This is a genomic window from Variovorax sp. J2L1-78, from assembly GCF_030317205.1.
Taxonomy (GTDB): domain Bacteria; phylum Pseudomonadota; class Gammaproteobacteria; order Burkholderiales; family Burkholderiaceae_C; genus Variovorax; species Variovorax arabinosiphilus.
In genome coordinates this window covers 532,407-548,742 of sequence record NZ_JASZYB010000002.1, presented here as the reverse complement: position 1 = coordinate 548,742, position 16,336 = coordinate 532,407, and the positions used below count along the sequence as shown (strand labels likewise).

The 16,336-nt window shown below is 69.1% G+C and carries 13 protein-coding genes; 11 read left to right on the top strand and 2 right to left on the bottom strand.

Annotated elements, in window-relative coordinates; translation table 11 throughout:
• The first annotated feature begins 86 nt into the window (after positions 1–86).
• Both QTH86_RS16465 and QTH86_RS16460 read left to right on the top strand, forming a co-directional pair.
• Positions 87–2,411 carry an ATP-binding protein gene (locus QTH86_RS16465; protein WP_286647274.1) on the top strand — a complete coding sequence of 775 codons (2,325 nt, stop codon included), beginning with the start codon at positions 87–89 and terminating at the stop codon, positions 2,409–2,411.
• A 72-nt stretch (positions 2,412–2,483) separates the two neighbouring features.
• A complete protein-coding gene (locus QTH86_RS16460) occupies positions 2,484–4,061 on the top strand; it encodes a S41 family peptidase (RefSeq protein ID WP_286647273.1) in 1,578 nt (525 codons plus the stop codon).
• A gap of 27 nt (positions 4,062–4,088) precedes the next feature.
• On the opposite strand, the gene recQ is transcribed toward QTH86_RS16460, so the two are convergent.
• Together recQ and QTH86_RS16450 are read right to left on the bottom strand one after the other, a co-directional pair.
• Positions 4,089–5,963: a DNA helicase RecQ gene (gene recQ / locus QTH86_RS16455; protein WP_286647272.1), complete on the bottom strand. Its 1,875-nt coding sequence runs from the start codon at positions 5,961–5,963 to the stop codon at positions 4,089–4,091.
• Between the two features lie 42 nt (positions 5,964–6,005).
• On the bottom strand, positions 6,006–6,470 hold the full coding sequence (locus tag QTH86_RS16450; RefSeq protein ID WP_286647271.1) for a hypothetical protein: 465 nt from the start codon (positions 6,468–6,470) through the stop codon (positions 6,006–6,008).
• A 306-nt stretch (positions 6,471–6,776) separates the two neighbouring features.
• Between QTH86_RS16450 and QTH86_RS16445 the strand changes: the two genes are divergently transcribed.
• The 9 genes from QTH86_RS16445 (at position 6,777) to hutU (ending at position 16,334) form a co-directional block, all read left to right on the top strand.
• The gene (locus QTH86_RS16445) at positions 6,777–7,595 is read left to right on the top strand and encodes a phytanoyl-CoA dioxygenase family protein (protein ID WP_286647270.1); all 819 of its coding nucleotides are present in this window, start codon (positions 6,777–6,779) and stop codon (positions 7,593–7,595) included.
• A 44-nt stretch (positions 7,596–7,639) separates the two neighbouring features.
• Positions 7,640–8,614, top strand: a complete 975-nt coding sequence (locus tag QTH86_RS16440; RefSeq protein WP_286647269.1) for an ABC transporter substrate-binding protein — start codon at positions 7,640–7,642, stop codon at positions 8,612–8,614.
• 7 nt (positions 8,615–8,621) lie between these two features.
• Positions 8,622–9,470 (top strand): ABC transporter permease, encoded by an 849-nt coding sequence (locus QTH86_RS16435; RefSeq protein WP_286647268.1) that lies wholly within the window; start codon positions 8,622–8,624, stop codon positions 9,468–9,470.
• Positions 9,467–10,249, top strand: coding sequence for an ABC transporter ATP-binding protein (locus tag QTH86_RS16430; protein WP_286647267.1), 783 nt, complete (start codon positions 9,467–9,469; stop codon positions 10,247–10,249). The genes QTH86_RS16435 and QTH86_RS16430 overlap by 4 nt, the downstream gene beginning before the upstream one ends.
• An 8-nt stretch (positions 10,250–10,257) precedes the next feature.
• A complete protein-coding gene (hutC, locus tag QTH86_RS16425) occupies positions 10,258–11,016 on the top strand; it encodes a histidine utilization transcriptional repressor HutC (RefSeq protein WP_286647266.1) in 759 nt (252 codons plus the stop codon).
• Positions 11,017–11,078: 62 nt separating this feature from the next.
• Positions 11,079–12,641, top strand: a complete 1,563-nt coding sequence (gene hutH, locus QTH86_RS16420; RefSeq protein WP_286647265.1) for a histidine ammonia-lyase — start codon at positions 11,079–11,081, stop codon at positions 12,639–12,641.
• Positions 12,638–13,426: an SDR family NAD(P)-dependent oxidoreductase gene (locus tag QTH86_RS16415; RefSeq protein ID WP_286647264.1), complete on the top strand. Its 789-nt coding sequence runs from the start codon at positions 12,638–12,640 to the stop codon at positions 13,424–13,426. The genes hutH and QTH86_RS16415 overlap by 4 nt, the downstream gene beginning before the upstream one ends.
• The gene (locus QTH86_RS16410) at positions 13,423–14,634 is read left to right on the top strand and encodes a CaiB/BaiF CoA transferase family protein (RefSeq protein ID WP_286647263.1); all 1,212 of its coding nucleotides are present in this window, start codon (positions 13,423–13,425) and stop codon (positions 14,632–14,634) included. Before QTH86_RS16415 ends, QTH86_RS16410 begins: the two co-directional genes overlap by 4 nt.
• Positions 14,631–16,334 (top strand): urocanate hydratase, encoded by a 1,704-nt coding sequence (gene hutU / locus QTH86_RS16405; RefSeq protein WP_286647262.1) that lies wholly within the window; start codon positions 14,631–14,633, stop codon positions 16,332–16,334. Before QTH86_RS16410 ends, hutU begins: the two co-directional genes overlap by 4 nt.
• Positions 16,335–16,336: the final 2 nt, after the last annotated feature.

Sequence of the window (16,336 nt, the reverse complement as noted above, 5' to 3'; positions counted from 1 at the left end):
GGGAGATTTACCGATGCGCTGTCTTCCCCAACACAAAACTCTGCGTTATGGTCGCGCTGAGATTTCCCTTAGCCAGAGGTTGTCGAATGGTCAAGCGTGTCGGCGTCGATGCGGTGGTTGCTCCCTTGCGCGGGCAGGCGCTGCCGTCGCCCGGACTCAAGGAAGCGCCGGTGCTCGAGCTCATGTGCTCGCACTTCGTGCTCACGCTCGCCGCCAAGCAAGGCCCGCGCTTCAATGTGCGGCGCGACCTGAACGGCCTTCTGTCGCTCACCGGCCGCCATCTCGTCTGGCCCATGCCGGTGTTGCAGCGCCTGCGCGAATTCCTCGGCCGCCGCTGCGTCGGGAACGAGGTCTGGAAAGGCGTCGAGCATTTCGACGGCCGCACGCTGCTCGAGCGCCACGGCGTCTGGCGTGGCCCGTATGAAGAAGGCACGCTCTTCTTCTACCTCGACGAGTACGTGAAGGACCAGCCGAAGGACCTGCTGTCGGTGCTCTCGGTTACGCGCGACTGGCTGACGCATGCGCTGCGCAAGCAGTCGACACTGGTCGAGAAGAACATCGACGCGCTCGCCGGCCTGCTGCAGCTCAACAAGGCCGAGCGCGCGCTGCTGCTCTACGGCACGCTGGCGCGCTACCAGCGCGACCTGCGCTCGCTGCTGGTCGAGTTCAAGGTCAACAACGCGCCCGAGGCCTATGCCGCCATCGCTGAGGTGGCCGGTGTCAGCGCGAGCGACGTGGGCGAGGCGCTGCGCGCCGGCTCGCGGCTCGAACGCATCGGCCTGGTCGAGAACCTCATCTCCGAACACAACATCACCGACCTGGCCGACCTGATGAAGGTCAGCGAGAAACTGCCGCCGGTGCTGATGCGCGAGTACCGCGACCACAACGAGCTGATGGCGGTGTTCACCCGGCCGTCGGCCAAGAGCGCGCTCACGGTCGACGACTTCTCCTTCGCCGCGGACGACACGCAGATGCTGGTCACGCTGCTGCGCGCGGCCGTGCAGCGCAAGGAGCCCGGCGTGAATGTGCTGCTCTACGGCCCGCCCGGCACCGGCAAGACCGAGCTGGCCAAGGTGGTGGCGCAGGCCGCGGGGCTCGAACTGTTCGAGGTCGAATACGCCGACCGCGACGGCAACTCGCTCTCGGGCCGTGACCGCTACCGCTCGCTGCAGATCGCGCAGGTCTTCCTCAAGGGCAGTGCGCAGGCCGCGCTGCTGTTCGACGAGGTCGAGGACGTCTTCCCGCCCATCAGCACCGAGGCCGCGCAGTTCATGTCGCGCGCCGAGCAGATGCCGTCGCCCGCCAGCGGCAGCGTGAGCGGCAAGGCCTGGGTCAACCAGATCCTGGAGTCGAACGCGGTGCCCACGCTGTGGGTCACCAACCGCATCGAGCAGATCGATCCGGCTTTTCGTCGTCGCTTCGCCTACCACCTCGAGCTCAAGTCGCCACCGCCCGGCGCGCGCGAGCAGCTGGTGCGCAAGACGCTCGAAGGCGTGACCGTGTCCGACGCCTTCACCGCCAAGCTGGCCGGGCGCAAGGGCCTGACGCCGGCGCAGATCCGCACCGCGGTGCGTTTCGCGCAACTGGCGAAGACCGACGACGCCTCGGTCGAAGGGCTCATCGAGCGGCAGCTGAAGAACGCGGACCTCGCGCTCGGCACCATCGACCGCCAGCATGGTGCGCGCCGCGCCGTCACCACCTACGACCTCGACATGCTCAACGTCGAGACGCGTTTCGAGATCCCGCGCATCGTCGAAGCCTTGAGGGTGCGCGGCCACGGTACGCTGTGCTTCTACGGCGCGCCCGGCACCGGCAAGACGGCGCTGGCCGAGCACATCGCCAAGGCCATCGGCCGCCCGCTGATCGTCAAGCAGGCGAGCGACCTGATGAGCAAGTACGTCGGCGAGACCGAGCAGAACATGGCCGCCATGTTCAAGGAAGCCGAGGCCGAGAAGGCGGTGCTGCTGCTCGACGAGGCCGACTCCTTCCTGCAGGACCGGCGCGGTGCGCAGCGCACCTACGAGGTCACCGAGGTCAACGAGATGCTGCAGGGCATGGAGCGCTTCGGCGGCATCTTCGTCTGCACCACCAACCTGCTCGACCGGCTCGACCAGGCGGCGCTGCGTCGCTTCACCTTCAAGATCAAGTTCATGCCACTGACCGACGCGCAGCGCGAGCACATGTTCGTGACCGAGGCGCTGGCGGGTGACGGGGTGCTCATGACGTCGGAATTGCGCCAGCGGCTGCAGCGTTTGCCGCAGCTGTGCCCCGGCGACTTCGCGGCGGTGAAGCGGCAGACCGACATCCTCGCCGCCGAGTTCAGCGCGACGGAGTTCCTCGACCAGCTCGAGGCCGAGCACCGCATCAAGCCCGAGGTTCGCGAATCGCGCGGCATGGGCTTCGTTCAATAGACACGCACGCACCCGGCGCCGCGACGATCCGATCGCGTGCGCCAAGGGTGGCGCGCGCAGGGAGGGAATCGCATGACAAACCGTTGGACAGGTGGTGAGGCGCGTGCGCTTCGGACGTTCTCGATCCTGGCCGCCGCCGTGGCGTTGGCGCTCGTGGGTTGCGGCGGCGGAGGAGGAGGCGATGGCGGTGCGGCGTCGCCCGCGCCCGCCGACGGCGGCAGCGTCCCGGCGATCGTGCCGTCGGCCAGCGTGGCCGACCGCTGCGTCGCACCGCGCGCCGGCACGAACCCCGACACCGGTCTTCCCTTCGCGGACGCGGCCGGCACGCTCGACGACGAGAAGACCTGGGTGCGCAGCTGGATCGACGAGACCTACCTCTGGTACAGCGAGGTGCCGACCACGCTGCAGTCCGCCGCCTACGCCACGCCGGTCGCGTACTTCGCCGATCTGAAGACGCCGGCGCTCATGCCCTCGGGCCGTGCCAAGGACCGTTTCCACTACACCTACGACACCGCGCAGTACCGCAGCATCCTGCAGAGCACCGAATCGGGCTACGGCGTCGAGTTCGCCTACCTCGCCCGCACGCCGCCGCGGCAGATCCGCGTGGCCTACACCGAACCCGGGTCGCCGGCGGCGCAGGCCGGCCTGGTGCGCGGCATGACCTTGCTCGCCATCGACGGCATCGACGCGGTCAACGCCGGCAGCCAGACCGACGTGGACCGCCTCAACGCGGCGCTGGCGCCATCGGCGAACGGACAGGCCCACGCCTTCCAGCGGCGCGCGGCCGACGGCAGCGTGGCGACCGTCAACCTCACGTCGGCCAGCGTGCTGCGTTCGCCGGTGCAGGCGGTGCGCACCCTCCCCACGCCCACCGGCAACGTCGGCTACCTGCAGTTCAACGACCATGTGGAGAAGGCCGAGGTTCAACTGGTCGATGCGGTGAACCAGTTGCAGGCCGCGGGCATCGCCGACCTGGTGCTCGACATGCGCTACAACGGCGGTGGCCTGCTGGCCGTCGCGAGCGAGCTGGCCACCATGGTGGCGCCGGCAGCGTCCACCCAGGGCGCGGCCTTCGAGCGACTCGTGTTCAACGCGAAGAACCCGTTCCATCTGAGCGCGTCGCAGTCCACGCTGCCGTTCTATGCCACGGGGCGCGGCTTGTCGGTGACCGCCGGCCAGGCCCTGCCGCGGCTGAACCTCCCGCGGGTCACGGTGTTGACCGGCCCGGACACCTGTTCGGCCAGCGAATCGGTGGTCAACGGCCTGCGCGGCGTCGGCGTCACGGTCCACCTGATCGGCGGCGCCACCTGCGGCAAGCCCTATGGCTTCTATCCCGAGGACAACTGCGGCACCACCTACTTCGCGATCCAGTTCCAGGGCGTGAACGCGCAGGGCTTCGGTGACTACGGGGACGGCCTCGTGCCCACCTGCACCGTGGCCGACGACTTCGACCATGCGCTGGGCGACGCGGCCGAAGCGCGGCTGGCGGCCGCCCTGCAGTACCGCAGCAGCGGCACCTGCCCGACGGCGCCGTCGTCCAAGAGCCTGAGCGCCGGCCTGCAGAAGGCCGAAGGGGCCGGCACGCCCTACCTGAACCGCAGCGCCCTGCGCACCAGCCGCATCGTGCGGCCGGTCGATCTGCCGAACTGATGAACCGAGGCTGGGGTCGCCGCCCGGTCAGCTGCACACCCGCAGCACATCGCTCCCATAAGCCTCGAGCTTCTTGGTGCCGATGCCGCTGATGCCCTGCAGGTCTTCCAGGGTGGCGGGCGCGCGCTCGGCGATGGCGGCGAGCGTGGAGTCGTGGAAGATCACGTAGGCCGGCAGGTTGTGCTCACGCGCCACCTCGCCGCGCCAGGCCTTGAGGGCCTCGAAGCGCTTCTGCGCGTCCGCGTCCAGCGTGGCCGCTGCGGGGGAGGGCGCACCGCGCGCCGCACGCTCGCGCCGTGGCTTGCGCTCGGCAGGGGACGACACCGACTCGCGCAGGCGCACCGTGGTCTCGCCCTTGAGCACCGCGCGCGAACCGTCGGTCAGCTGCAGCGTGTTGAAGGCTTCCGAGTTGACCGCCAGCGCGCCGGTCGCGATCAGCTGGCGCAGCACGCCGCGCAGCTGCACCTCGCTGAACTCCGCGCCGATGCCGAAGGTGCTGATGCGCTCGTGGCCGAACTGCTTGACCTTCTCGGTCGCCTTGCCGCGCAGGATGTCCATGATGTGCCCGGCACCGAAGCTGATGCCGCTATGCTGGCTCACGCGGTAGATCGTGCTGAGCAGCTTGCGTGCGGCATCGGTGCCGTCCCAGACCTGCGGCGGATTCAGGCAGTTGTCGCAATTGCCGCAAGGCGTGGAGGCCTCGCCGAAATAGCCCAGCAGCCGGACGCGCCGGCAGTCGCTCGCCTCGGCCAGCGACAGCAGCGCGTCGAGCTTGCCGCGCATCACCTGCTTGAACTCCTCGCCGGCGGGGCTCTCGTCGATCATGCGGCGCTGGTTCACCACGTCCTGCAGACCGTAGGTCATCCAGGCGTCGGCGGGCAGGCCGTCGCGGCCGGCGCGGCCGGTCTCCTGGTAGTAGCCCTCGATGTTCTTGGGCATGTCGAGGTGGCCGACGAAGCGCACGTCGGGCTTGTCGATGCCCATGCCGAAGGCGATGGTCGCGACCATCACGATGCCTTCCTCGCGCAGGAAGCGGTCCTGGTGCCGCTGGCGCACCGCCGCGTCGAGGCCGGCGTGGTAGGGCAGGGCGTTGATGCCCGCGTCCTGCAGCATGACGGCGGTGTCTTCGACGCGCTTGCGCGACTGGCAGTACACGACGCCCGCATCGCCTTCGTGCTCGCGCTGGATGAAGCGCAGCAGCTGCGTCGTCGCGTCCTTCTTCTCGACGATGGTGTAGCGGATGTTCGGCCGGTCGAAGCTGCTGACGAACTGCCGTGCTTCTTCGAGCTGCAAGCGCTCGACGATGTCGGCCCGCGTCAGGTCGTCGGCCGTGGCGGTCAGCGCGATGCGCGGCACGCCAGCGTAGCGCTCGTGCAGCACGGTGAGCGCCCGGTACTCGGGGCGGAAGTCGTGGCCCCACTGGCTCACGCAATGCGCCTCGTCGATGGCGAAGAGGCTCAGCTTGCCGCGCTCCTTCAGCGTGTCGAGCTGCTGCAGGAAGCGCGGCGTGTTCACCCGCTCGGGTGCGGCGTACAGCAGCGTGATCTCGCCGCTGAGCATGCGGCGCTCGACGTCCTGCGTCTGCTGCCAGTCGAGCGTGGAGTTGAGGAAGGCGGCGTCGACGCCGGCCTCGTGCAGCGCACCGACCTGGTCGTGCATCAGCGCGATCAGCGGCGACACCACGATGGCCACGCCGTGGCCCGCCCGTTGCCGGGCGATGGCGGGGATCTGGTAGCACAGTGACTTGCCGCCGCCCGTGGGCATCAGCACCAGCGCGTCGCCGCCGCCCACCACGTGGTCGACGATGGCGGCCTGGGCACCGCGGAACTGTTCGTAGCCGAAGACCTCGTGGAGGATGTCGGCGGGCGCGGCGGAGGGAAGGGGGGAAGACAGGTCGGACACGGGCGGGCTCTCAGGGAGCCTGCATTGTCGCGGCTTGCGTGCCTAGTGCTTGGGCGCGAGCTGCAGGGTCCTGGCGAAGGCCCGCCAGTCCCGGTGCCCGCGCGGCAGGCCGGCCAGCTGCGCCCGGGTCAGCCAGACGACCTCGGCGGTCTCCAGCACCTCGCGCACGCGCGGACGGCTCGGCACGGGGCCCAGCGCGATCAGGTCGTCGAACAGCTGGGCCGCCGGCATGGCGCTCTCGCACTGCAGCCCGGCGAACTTCTTGGCGCGCGACGCGCCCCGCAGGCGTTGCACGCGCAGGTCTCCGCCGCCGCCGTTGCGCTCCCACAGTGCCACGGCCTCGACGGAGGCCGCCGGTTCGACGAAGCCGTCGATGCGCCGGCAGGCCGTCTGCAGCATGTGCTCGGCCCAGGTCGACAGGTCCGCCGAGGTCGTCTTCGCTCGGAGCCCGAGCAGGTCGGCAACGTTTTCAATGAGTTCATCGGGCAGGCTCTCGCGCAGCGGCATCGGGGCTCCAGGGGACGGGAAGTAGAGAGGATGGTCGCGCTTTCTCCAGAAATCGCGGGTTTCCGATGGTACCGACACATTTCGTCACCAATAGGCGCGCGGGGCGGGACGCATGCCGGGCGCCGGGATCGAGGGGTTCTCTGTATAGACAGCTTGAGGCGCTGGATCGATCCTGCGCCAACTTGGGGCTCGCTCTCCCTCGTGACAGCTGTTCTCACTGGCATCCTTTTTGCGTGCGAGCTGTCTAGACTGATTTGGAAAGGCCTGTGCATGGAGACTTCGACTTCCGCCCCGGTATCCGCCCTCGTGAGCGCGGCCGATGTGGCGGCGTTCCAGCGCGACGGCGTGATCGTCCTGCGCCAGGTCTTCACCGACTGGGTCGAACCCCTGCGCGCCGGCATCACGGCGCTGATGGCCGACCCCAGCCCGCTCGAGCGCTCGGTGGTCCCGGCCGACGGCACCGCCCCCTTTTTCCAGGACCTGTGCAACTGGCAGCGCATCCCGCCGTTCCGCGACTTCGTCTTCGGGTCCCGTGCCGCCGAGATCGCCGCCGCGCTGATGCGGTCGAAGACCGCGCGCTTCTTCCACGACCACGTGCTGGTGAAGCAAGCGGGCGGAAGCACCGTCACGCCCTGGCACCAGGACCAGCCCTACTACTGCGTCGAGGGTCGCCAGAGCGCGAGTTTCTGGATCCCGCTCGACCCGGTCGGGCGCGACGTCGTCATGGAATGCGTGCGCGGCTCGCACCGCTGGGGCAAGGACTTCCGCCCGATGCGCTTCAATGGCACGCGGCTCTACGAGAACGACGACTTCGAGGTCATGCCCGACATCGAGGCGATGCGCGGCGAGCTCGACCTGGCCGGCTGGGACATGCAGCCAGGCGACGCCATCGCCTTCGACTTCCGCACAGTGCACGGCGCACCGGGCAATGCCTCACCCCGCGCACGCCGCGTCTTCTCGGCGCGCTGGGTGGGCGACGACGCCACCTACGCCGAGCGCGCAGGCAAGGGGTCACCGCCCTTCACCGGGCTGACCATGAAGCACGGCGACCCCTTCGACGCGCCGATCTTCCCGCTGGTGCACCCGACCTCTCAAGGCGACCAGGCCGGCACGACTGCTGCTTAGTTCCTTCTCTTTTCCCTTCATCCACCTTTCCCTACGGAGTCACGATGTCCTCTTTGAAGCAACTCGCCGCCTGCGCCCTGGCTGCCGCCACCCTCGTCGCCGGCCTGGTGTCGCCCGCCGCCGCCCAGGAGACCGCCGTCGCCGTCGGCATCTCCGGCTGGACCGGCTTCGCACCGCTGACGCTCGCGAAGGAAGCCGGCATCTTCAAGAAGAACGGCCTGGACGTGTCGATCAAGAAGATCCCGCAGAAGGACCGCCACCTGGCCATGGCCTCGGGCGACATCCAGTGCGCCGCCACCACGGTCGAAACCTGGATCGTCTGGAACACCAACGGCATCGCCGCCACGCAGATCTTCAAGATGGACCAGGGCATGGGCTCCGACGGCATCGTTGCCAAGAACGCCATCACCAAGGTCAGCGACCTGAAGGGCAAGACCATCGCCGCGTCGGCGCCCGGCACCAGCCCGCACTTCTTCCTGTCGTGGGTGCTCAAGAAGAACGGCCTGACGCTCAAGGACGTGACCGTCGTCACGCTCGAGCCGTCGCCCGCCGCCACCGCCTTCGTCGCCGGCAATTCGGGCCTCGACGCCGCCGTCACGTACGAGCCCTACCTGAGCCTGGTCAACGACAAGCCGGACGCTGGCAAGATGCTCGCCAACTCGCTGCAGTACCCGATGGTGTTCGACACCTTCGGCTGCACGCCGAAGTTCCTCAAGGAGAACCCGAAGGCCGCCAAGGCGCTGACCGAGAGCTACTTCGAGGCGCTGGACCTGATCAAGGCCGACAAGATCAAGGCCTTCACCATCATGGGCGCCGACGTCAAGCAGTCGCCCGAGCAGTTCGAGAAGTCGCAGTCCAAGATCCAGTGGGCCGACCGCGAAGCCAACATGAAGTTCTTCAGCGGCGACATCCAGGCCTTCAACAAGGAAGCGGCCGTGCTGCTGCAGGAAATCGGCGTCATCAAGACCGCGCCGACCAACATGGACGCGCTGTTCGACACCAGCTTCCTGAAGAAGTAATCGAGCGATGCAAGCTGCGCCTCTCCATGCCGCCGAGCCCGCCGTTACGCCCGCGGCGGTGTTTGCCGACAAGCCCCGCATGAAATTGCTCGTGCCCGTTTCTCCGCGCCGACGCGTGTGGCTGGGTGTCGCCTTCTTCGCCGTGTTCATCGGCTTCTGGTGGGCCATCACCGCCAGCGGCTGGGTCCCGCCGCACTTCCTCGCGTCGCCGTGGAAGACGCTGCAGTCGGGCTACGACCTCTTCGCCACGCAGAACTTCATCCGCGACGTCGGCATGACGGTGTGGCGCGTGGTCGGCGGCTTCCTCATCGCCGCCGTCATCGCGGTGCCGCTGGGCATCGCGATGGGCGCGTACAAGCCGGTCGAGGCCTTCTTCGAGCCCTTCGTCTCGTTCGCGCGCTACCTGCCGGCCTCGGCCTTCATTCCGCTCTTGATCCTGTGGGTCGGCATCGGCGAGGCGCAGAAGCTGTCGGTCATCTTCCTCGGCTGCTTCTTCCAGCTCACGCTGATGATCGCGATGATCGTCGCCGGCACGCGGCGCGACCTGGTCGAGGCGGCCTACACGCTGGGCGCGAAGGACCGCGGCGTGATCCGCCGCGTGCTGCTGCCCGGCGCCGCCCCCGAGATCGCCGAGGCGCTGCGCCAGGTGCTCGGCCTGGGCTGGACCTACGTCATCGTCGCCGAACTCATCGGCGCGTCCTCGGGCATCGGCCACATGATCACCGACAGCCAGGCGCTGATGGCCACCGAGAACATCATCGCGGGCATCGTCGTCATCGGCCTTGTGGGGCTGTGCTCCGACCTGCTGTTCAAGAAGGCCAACCAAAGAATGTTCCCGTGGAGCCTGCTGCGATGAGCCGCCTTTCCATCCGCCAGGTCGGCAAGACCTTCCCCGGCAACCGTGGCAAGGCGCCGACGCAGGCGCTGCAGCCGGTCAGCCTCGACGTGGTCGACAACGACTTCATCACCGTGCTCGGCCCCTCGGGCTGCGGCAAGTCGACGCTGCTGCGCCTGGTGGCCGGCCTCGAGACGCCAAGCACCGGCGAGATCCTGCTCGACGGCGTGCCCATCCACGGCCCCGGCGCCGACCGCGGCGTGGTGTTCCAGAGCTACACGCTGTTCCCGTGGCTTACGGTCCAGAAGAACATCTGCTTCGGCCTGCGCGAGAAGGGCATGCCCGCCGCGCAGCAGAAGGAGATCAGCGAACGCTTCATCGCGCAGGTCGGCTTGCGCGGCTTCGAAGACCATTTCCCCAAGCAGCTCTCGGGCGGCATGCAGCAGCGCGTGGCCATCGCCCGCGCGCTGGCGAACGACCCGAAGATCCTGTTGCTCGACGAGCCCTTCGGCGCGCTCGACAACCAGACCCGCGTGCTGATGCAGGAACTGCTGCTCGGCATCTGGGAATCGGCCCGCAAGACGGTGCTGTTCGTCACGCACGACATCGACGAGGCCATCTTCATGGCCAACCGCGTGGCCGTGTTCAGCGCGCGGCCGGGCCGCATCAAGGCCGACGTCGCGGTCGACCTGCCGCACCCGCGCCATTACACGATCAAGACCTCGCCCGAGTTCATGGACCTGAAGGCGCGGCTGACCGAAGAGATCCGCGCCGAATCGCTGGCCGCGGCGGCGCATTGAGGGCTCCGATGTCCGTCGCCTCGAGTCCCCGCGCTTCCGTGGCCGCACCCTCGGCGCTCTACCAGCAGGTCAAGGACTTCGTCGCGCGCAAGATCGCCGACGGCTCCTGGAAGCCCGGCGACCGCGTGCCGTCGGAGCAGGAACTGGTCGCCGAGTTCGGCATGGCCCGCATGACGGTCAATCGCGCCCTGCGCGAACTGGCCGAGCAGGGCAAGATCGTTCGCGTGGCCGGTGTCGGCTCCTTCGTGGCCGAAGAAAAGCCCCAGTCCACGCTGCTGCAGATCGCCAACATCGCCGACGAGATCCGCCAGCGCGGGCACGATCATCGCTGCGAGCTCGTCTCGCTGGCGCGCGTCGCGGCACCCCTCGACATCGCGGCGTCGCTCGACCTGCGCACCGGCGAATCGGTCTACGCGCTGACCTGCGTGCACTTCGAGGACGACGTGGCCGTGCAGCTCGAAGACCGCTACGTCAACCCGCGCATGGCGCCCGACTTCATCCGCCAGGACTTCACCCTCGCGCTGCCGTCGGAGTACCTGGTCAAGCACGTGCCCTTCGACCAGATCGAGCATGTGGTCGACGCCATCCTCCCCACGCCCGAGCAGGCCGAGCTGCTGCAGATGCCCGTGACGCAGCCCTGCCTGATGCTCACGCGCCGCACCTGGGCGGGCGGCACGCCGGTCACGCTGGTGCGCTGCCTGCACCCGGGGACGCGCTATCGGCTGGGCAGCCGCTTCCGGGCCGACGGCGCGGTGCCGCAGGGCTGAGCGGCTGTTGCACGCCGAGGAAATCTCCTGGACATTTCAGCTGTATAGACAGGATTAGACCAATGAACACACCACCCTTGGAACTGCACCCCGGTGCAGTGTCGCTCGTCGAGCTGCGGCGCATCCACGCGGGTGGCGTCGCGCTTTCGCTCGACCCCCGCGCACGCGCTGGCATCGCAGCGGCGCAAGCCACCGTCGACCGTATCGTGGCCGGCGGCGAGGTGGTCTACGGCATCAACACCGGCTTCGGCAAGCTGGCGCAGACGACCATCCCGCACGAACGGCTGGCCGAGCTGCAGCGCAACCTCGTGCTGTCGCACAGCGTAGGCACCGGCGCGCCGCTGGCCGATGGCGTGGTGCGCCTCGTGCTCGCAACTAAGGCGGTCAGCCTGGCGCGCGGCCATTCGGGCGTGCGGCCGCAGCTCATCGATGCGCTGCTCGCGCTCTTCAACGCCGGCGTGCTGCCGCGCATCCCGTGCAAGGGCTCGGTCGGTGCGTCGGGCGACCTCGCGCCGTTGGCGCACCTGGCCTGCGTGCTGATCGGCGAGGGCGAGGCGACCTTGCCCGATGGGCGTGTCGTCGGCGGCGCCGAGGCGATGCGCCAGATCGGCCTCAAACCCTTCGTGCTCGGCCCGAAGGAAGGCCTGGCGCTGCTCAACGGCACGCAGGTGTCGACCGCACTCGCGCTGGCCGGCCTGTTCGGTGCCGAGACCGTCTTCGCGGCCGGGCTGATGGCGGGCGCGCTGTCGCTCGAAGCCATCCAGGGGTCGATCAAGCCCTTCGATGCGCGCATCCATGCCGCGCGCGGCCAGCCGGGCCAGATCGCGGTGGCCGCGGCGGTGCGCACGTTGCTCGAGGGCAGCGACATCGTGCCTTCGCATGCCGATTGCGGCCGCGTGCAGGACCCGTACTCGGTCCGCTGCGTGCCGCAGGTGATGGGCGCCTGCCTCGACAACCTGGTGCATGCGTCGCGCGGGCTGGTCGTCGAAGCCAATGCCGCGTCGGACAACCCGCTGGTCTTCACCGACACCAGGGAGGTCATCAGCGGCGGCAACTTCCACGCCGAGCCGGTCGCCTTCGCGGCGGACATCATCGCGCTGGCCATCGCCGAGATCGGCGCCATCTCGGAGCGCCGCCTGGCGTTGATGCTCGACAGCGGCCTGTCGGGCCTGCCGCCCTTCCTGGTGCGCGACGGCGGCGTCAACTCCGGCTTCATGATCGCGCAGGTCACGGCCGCGGCGCTCGCCTCGGAGAACAAGTCGCTCGCGCACCCCGCCAGCGTCGACAGCCTGCCGACCTCGGCCAACCAGGAAGACCACGTCTCGATGGCGACCTTTGCCGCACGGCGATTGGGCGATATGGTCGAGAACACGGCGGTCGTCGTCGGCATCGAGGCGATGGCCGCCGCGCAAGGCATCGAGCTCAAGCGCGACCCGGCGGCACCGCTCAAGAGTTCGCCGCTGATCGAAACCGAACTGGCCCGCATCCGCATGACTGTCGCCTTCCTCGATCAAGACCGCTACATGGCGCCCGACCTCGAAGCGATGCGCCGCTGGGCGCTCGCCGACGACTGGCCCGAGCCGCTTCTGGCCGTGCTGCCCAGCCGTATCGGGCTGTCGCAATGAATTTGAAAGACGCCGTCTGCATCGTCACCGGCTCCGCCACCGGCGTGGGTGCGGCCGTGGCCACGCGCCTGGCCGGCAAGGGCGCGCGCGTGGTCGTCAACTACACGCGCAGCCGTGACGAGGCGCTGCAGACGCAGGCCGCCTGCGAGGCGCTGGGCGCGGAGACGCTGCTGGTGCAGGCCGACATCTCGAGCGATGCCGACTGCCGCCGCATGGCGGCCGAGACGCTGGCGCGCTGGGGCCGCATCGATGGCCTGGTCAACAACGCGGCGACCACGGTCGCGGCCGATCCCTTCGACCTCGAGTCGCTCGACGCGCAGGCCTTCAGCCGCATCTTCGACGTCAACGTGATCGGCACGTACCAGATGGTGCGCGCCGTGGTGCCCGCCATGCGTGCCGCGGGTGGCGGCGCGGTCGTCAACGTGTCGTCGTCGTCGGCCTTCACCGGCGGAGGCAGCTCCATCGCGTACACGGCGTCGAAAGGCGCGATCAATTCGATGACGCTCGCGCTGGCCCGTACGCTCGGCCCCGAAATCCGCGTGAACGCGGTGTGCCCCGGCCTGATCCAGACGCGCTGGATGCCCGCCGCCGTGGGCGCCGCGACCTTCGACACGCTCAGCCAGCGCTTCGCGCAGAGCGCGCCCATGGGTCGCATCGCGTCGGCCGACGACGTGGCCGAGCCCATCGTCTGGCTGCTCGAAGGCGCCGACTACGTCACCGGCGAACTGCTGATGCTCGACGGCGGCATGCGCCTGTCGGGCGGCGTGCAGCGCAAGAAGCCATGAGCACCGCGGCCACTCTCGACGACGACACGCTGCCGCTCGCGGGGCTGAAGGTGCTCGACTTCTCGCGCGTGCTGGCCGGCCCCTTCTGCACGGCGATGTTCGCGGACGCGGGCGCCGACGTGCTCAAGGTCGAGCCCTTCGAGGGCGACGACTACCGGCACATGGGCTTCCAGGTCGACGGCCGCAGCACCAACTTCGCCTTCGTCAACCGTGGCAAGCGCAGCCTCTGCCTCGACCTCAAGCGTCCGGCGGCGGCCGAGGTCATCGCGCGGCTCGCCGCCTGGGCCGACGTGGTGGTCGAGAACTTCAAGCCCGGCGTGGCCGACCGGCTGGGCATCGGCTACGCGCAGCTGTCGGCGCTGAACCCGGGGCTCGTCTACTGCAGCATCTCCGGCTTTGGCCAGCAGGGCGTGTGGTCGGGCCGGCCGGCCTATGACACCATCGTGCAGGCGCTCAGCGGACTGATGGCGGCCACCGGCGACGCCGACGGCCCGGCCACGGTGGTCGGCGAATCGATCGCCGACGTGGCGGCCGGCACCTTCTCGGCCTGGGGCGTGATGGCGGCGCTGTGGCAGCGCACGCGCACCGGCCGTGGCCGCCATCTCGACATCGCGATGGTCGACTGCCTGATGAGCATGATGCCCACGCTGGTGTCGCGCTCGGTGGCCGGCGGTGCGCCGCCGATGCGCGTGGGCAACCGCCACCTCAACTCCGCGCCCTTCGGCGCCTTCCGCGCAGCCGACGGCGTGTACGTGCTGGCCGTCGCGAACAACAAGTTGTTCCAGCAGCTCGCGCGCGCCATGGGGACGCCCGAACTCGCGCAGGACGCGCGCTTCGCGAGCAACGCCCTGCGCAAGCGGCACGAGGCCGAGCTCACGCAGGCCATCGAGGCCTGGTCGTCGTCACTGAGCGTGCAGGCGGTCGTCGCCGCGCTGCAGGCGCACGATGTGCCGGCGGCGCCGGTGCTCGACGTGCAGCAGGCCGTCGACTCGGCCCACGCCGTCGACCGCCAGCTGGTGGTGCGCCGCCCGAACGCCGGCGGCGGCATCGACTGCCACATCGAACAACCTGTGCACTTCGGCGACCTGCCGCGCGGCACGACATCGCCCGCGCCCGACCTGGGCGCCCACACCCGCGCGACGCTGGAGCTCTTGGGCTTCGGCGCCGACGACATCCAACGCTTCCAGAACGAAGGACTCACCGCATGACCACCACCGACCCCCGCCACGACCCGACCCGCGTGATCCGCGCCCCGCGCGGCAGCCAACTCACCTGCAAGAGCTGGCTCACCGAAGCGCCGTTCCGCATGCTGCAGAACAACCTCGACGCCGAAGTGGCCGAGCGCCCGCAGGACCTGGTGGTGTACGGCGGCATCGGCCGCGCCGCGCGCAACTGGGAATGCTTCGACCAGATCCTCGCGTCGCTGAAGGAACTGAACGACGACGAGTCGCTGCTGATCCAGTCGGGCAAGCCGGTCGGCGTGTTCAAGACGCACGCCAACGCGCCGCGCGTGCTGATCGCCAACTCGAACCTGGTGCCCAAGTGGGCGACCTGGGAGAAGTTCAACGAGCTCGACCGCGCCGGCCTCTTCATGTACGGCCAGATGACGGCCGGCAGCTGGATCTACATCGGCGCGCAGGGCATCGTGCAGGGCACCTTCGAGACCTTCGTCGAGGCCGGCCGCCAGCACTACGGCAACGACCTGTCGGGCAAGTGGATCCTCACCGCGGGCCTCGGCGGCATGGGCGGTGCGCAGCCGCTGGCGGGCGTGCTCGCCGGCGCCTGCGTGCTGGCGATCGAGTGCCAGCAGTCGAGCATCGACTTCCGCCTGCGCACGCGCTACGTCGACAAGCAGGCCAAGGACCTCGACGACGCGCTGGCCCTCATCGCGCACCACACGGCGAGGAAGGAAGCCGTGTCGATCGCGTTGCTCGGCAACGCCGCGGAAATCGTGCCCGAGCTCGCGAAGCGCGCGAAGGCCGGCACCGCGATCAAGCCGGATCTGGTGACCGACCAGACCTCCGCGCACGACCTGATCCACGGCTACCTGCCCGTGGGGTGGACGGTGCCGCAATGGCAGGCCGCGATGAAGGACGCGTCGCAGCACGCCGCGCTGACCGCCGCTGCAGCCCAATCCTGCGTCGTGCACGTGCAGGCCATGCTCGACTTCCAGGCCATGGGCGTGCCCACGGTCGACTACGGCAACAACATCCGCCAGGTCGCATTCGACGAAGGCGTGGCCAACGCCTTCGACTTTCCCGGCTTCGTGCCCGCGTACATCCGCCCGCTGTTCTGCGAAGGCAAGGGTCCGTTCCGCTGGGTCGCGCTCTCGGGCGACCCGGAGGACATCTACAAGACCGACGCCAAGATCAAGGAGCTGTTCCCGGAGAACAGGCACACGCACCGCTGGCTCGACATGGCGCGCGAACGCATCGCCTTCCAGGGCCTGCCCGCGCGCATCTGCTGGCTGGGCCTGGGCGAACGCCACAAGGCCGGCCTGGCCTTCAACGAGATGGTGAAAAGCGGCGAACTGAAGGCGCCCATCGTCATCGGCCGCGACCACCTCGACACCGGCTCGGTCGCCAGCCCGAATCGCGAGACCGAAGCCATGAAGGACGGCACCGATGCCGTCAGCGACTGGCCGCTGCTCAACGCGCTGCTCAACACCGCCGGCGGCGCCACCTGGGTCAGCCTGCACCACGGCGGCGGCGTCGGCATGGGCTACTCGCAGCACGCCGGCATGGTGATCGTGTGCGACGGCACCGACGCCGCCGCCCAACGCATCGCCAACGTGCTGTGGAACGACCCGGCCAGCGGCGTGATGCGCCATGCCGACGCGGGCTACGACATCGCCGTCGCGACCGCGAAGAAGCACGCCCTCAACCTCCCCATGATCCACAAGGCCTGAAG

Coding starts and splice junctions, on each gene's coding strand:
- QTH86_RS16450 (WP_286647271.1), bottom strand. CDS start 6,470: ATGCCGCTGCGCGAGAGCCTGCCCGATGAACTCATTGAAAACGTTGCC.
- QTH86_RS16430 (WP_286647267.1), top strand. CDS start 9,467: ATGAGCCGCCTTTCCATCCGCCAGGTCGGCAAGACCTTCCCCGGCAAC.
- QTH86_RS16465 (WP_286647274.1), top strand. CDS start 87: ATGGTCAAGCGTGTCGGCGTCGATGCGGTGGTTGCTCCCTTGCGCGGG.
- QTH86_RS16435 (WP_286647268.1), top strand. CDS start 8,622: ATGCAAGCTGCGCCTCTCCATGCCGCCGAGCCCGCCGTTACGCCCGCG.
- QTH86_RS16410 (WP_286647263.1), top strand. CDS start 13,423: ATGAGCACCGCGGCCACTCTCGACGACGACACGCTGCCGCTCGCGGGG.
- QTH86_RS16415 (WP_286647264.1), top strand. CDS start 12,638: ATGAATTTGAAAGACGCCGTCTGCATCGTCACCGGCTCCGCCACCGGC.
- hutC (WP_286647266.1), top strand. CDS start 10,258: ATGTCCGTCGCCTCGAGTCCCCGCGCTTCCGTGGCCGCACCCTCGGCG.
- QTH86_RS16460 (WP_286647273.1), top strand. CDS start 2,484: ATGACAAACCGTTGGACAGGTGGTGAGGCGCGTGCGCTTCGGACGTTC.
- hutH (WP_286647265.1), top strand. CDS start 11,079: ATGAACACACCACCCTTGGAACTGCACCCCGGTGCAGTGTCGCTCGTC.
- QTH86_RS16440 (WP_286647269.1), top strand. CDS start 7,640: ATGTCCTCTTTGAAGCAACTCGCCGCCTGCGCCCTGGCTGCCGCCACC.
- hutU (WP_286647262.1), top strand. CDS start 14,631: ATGACCACCACCGACCCCCGCCACGACCCGACCCGCGTGATCCGCGCC.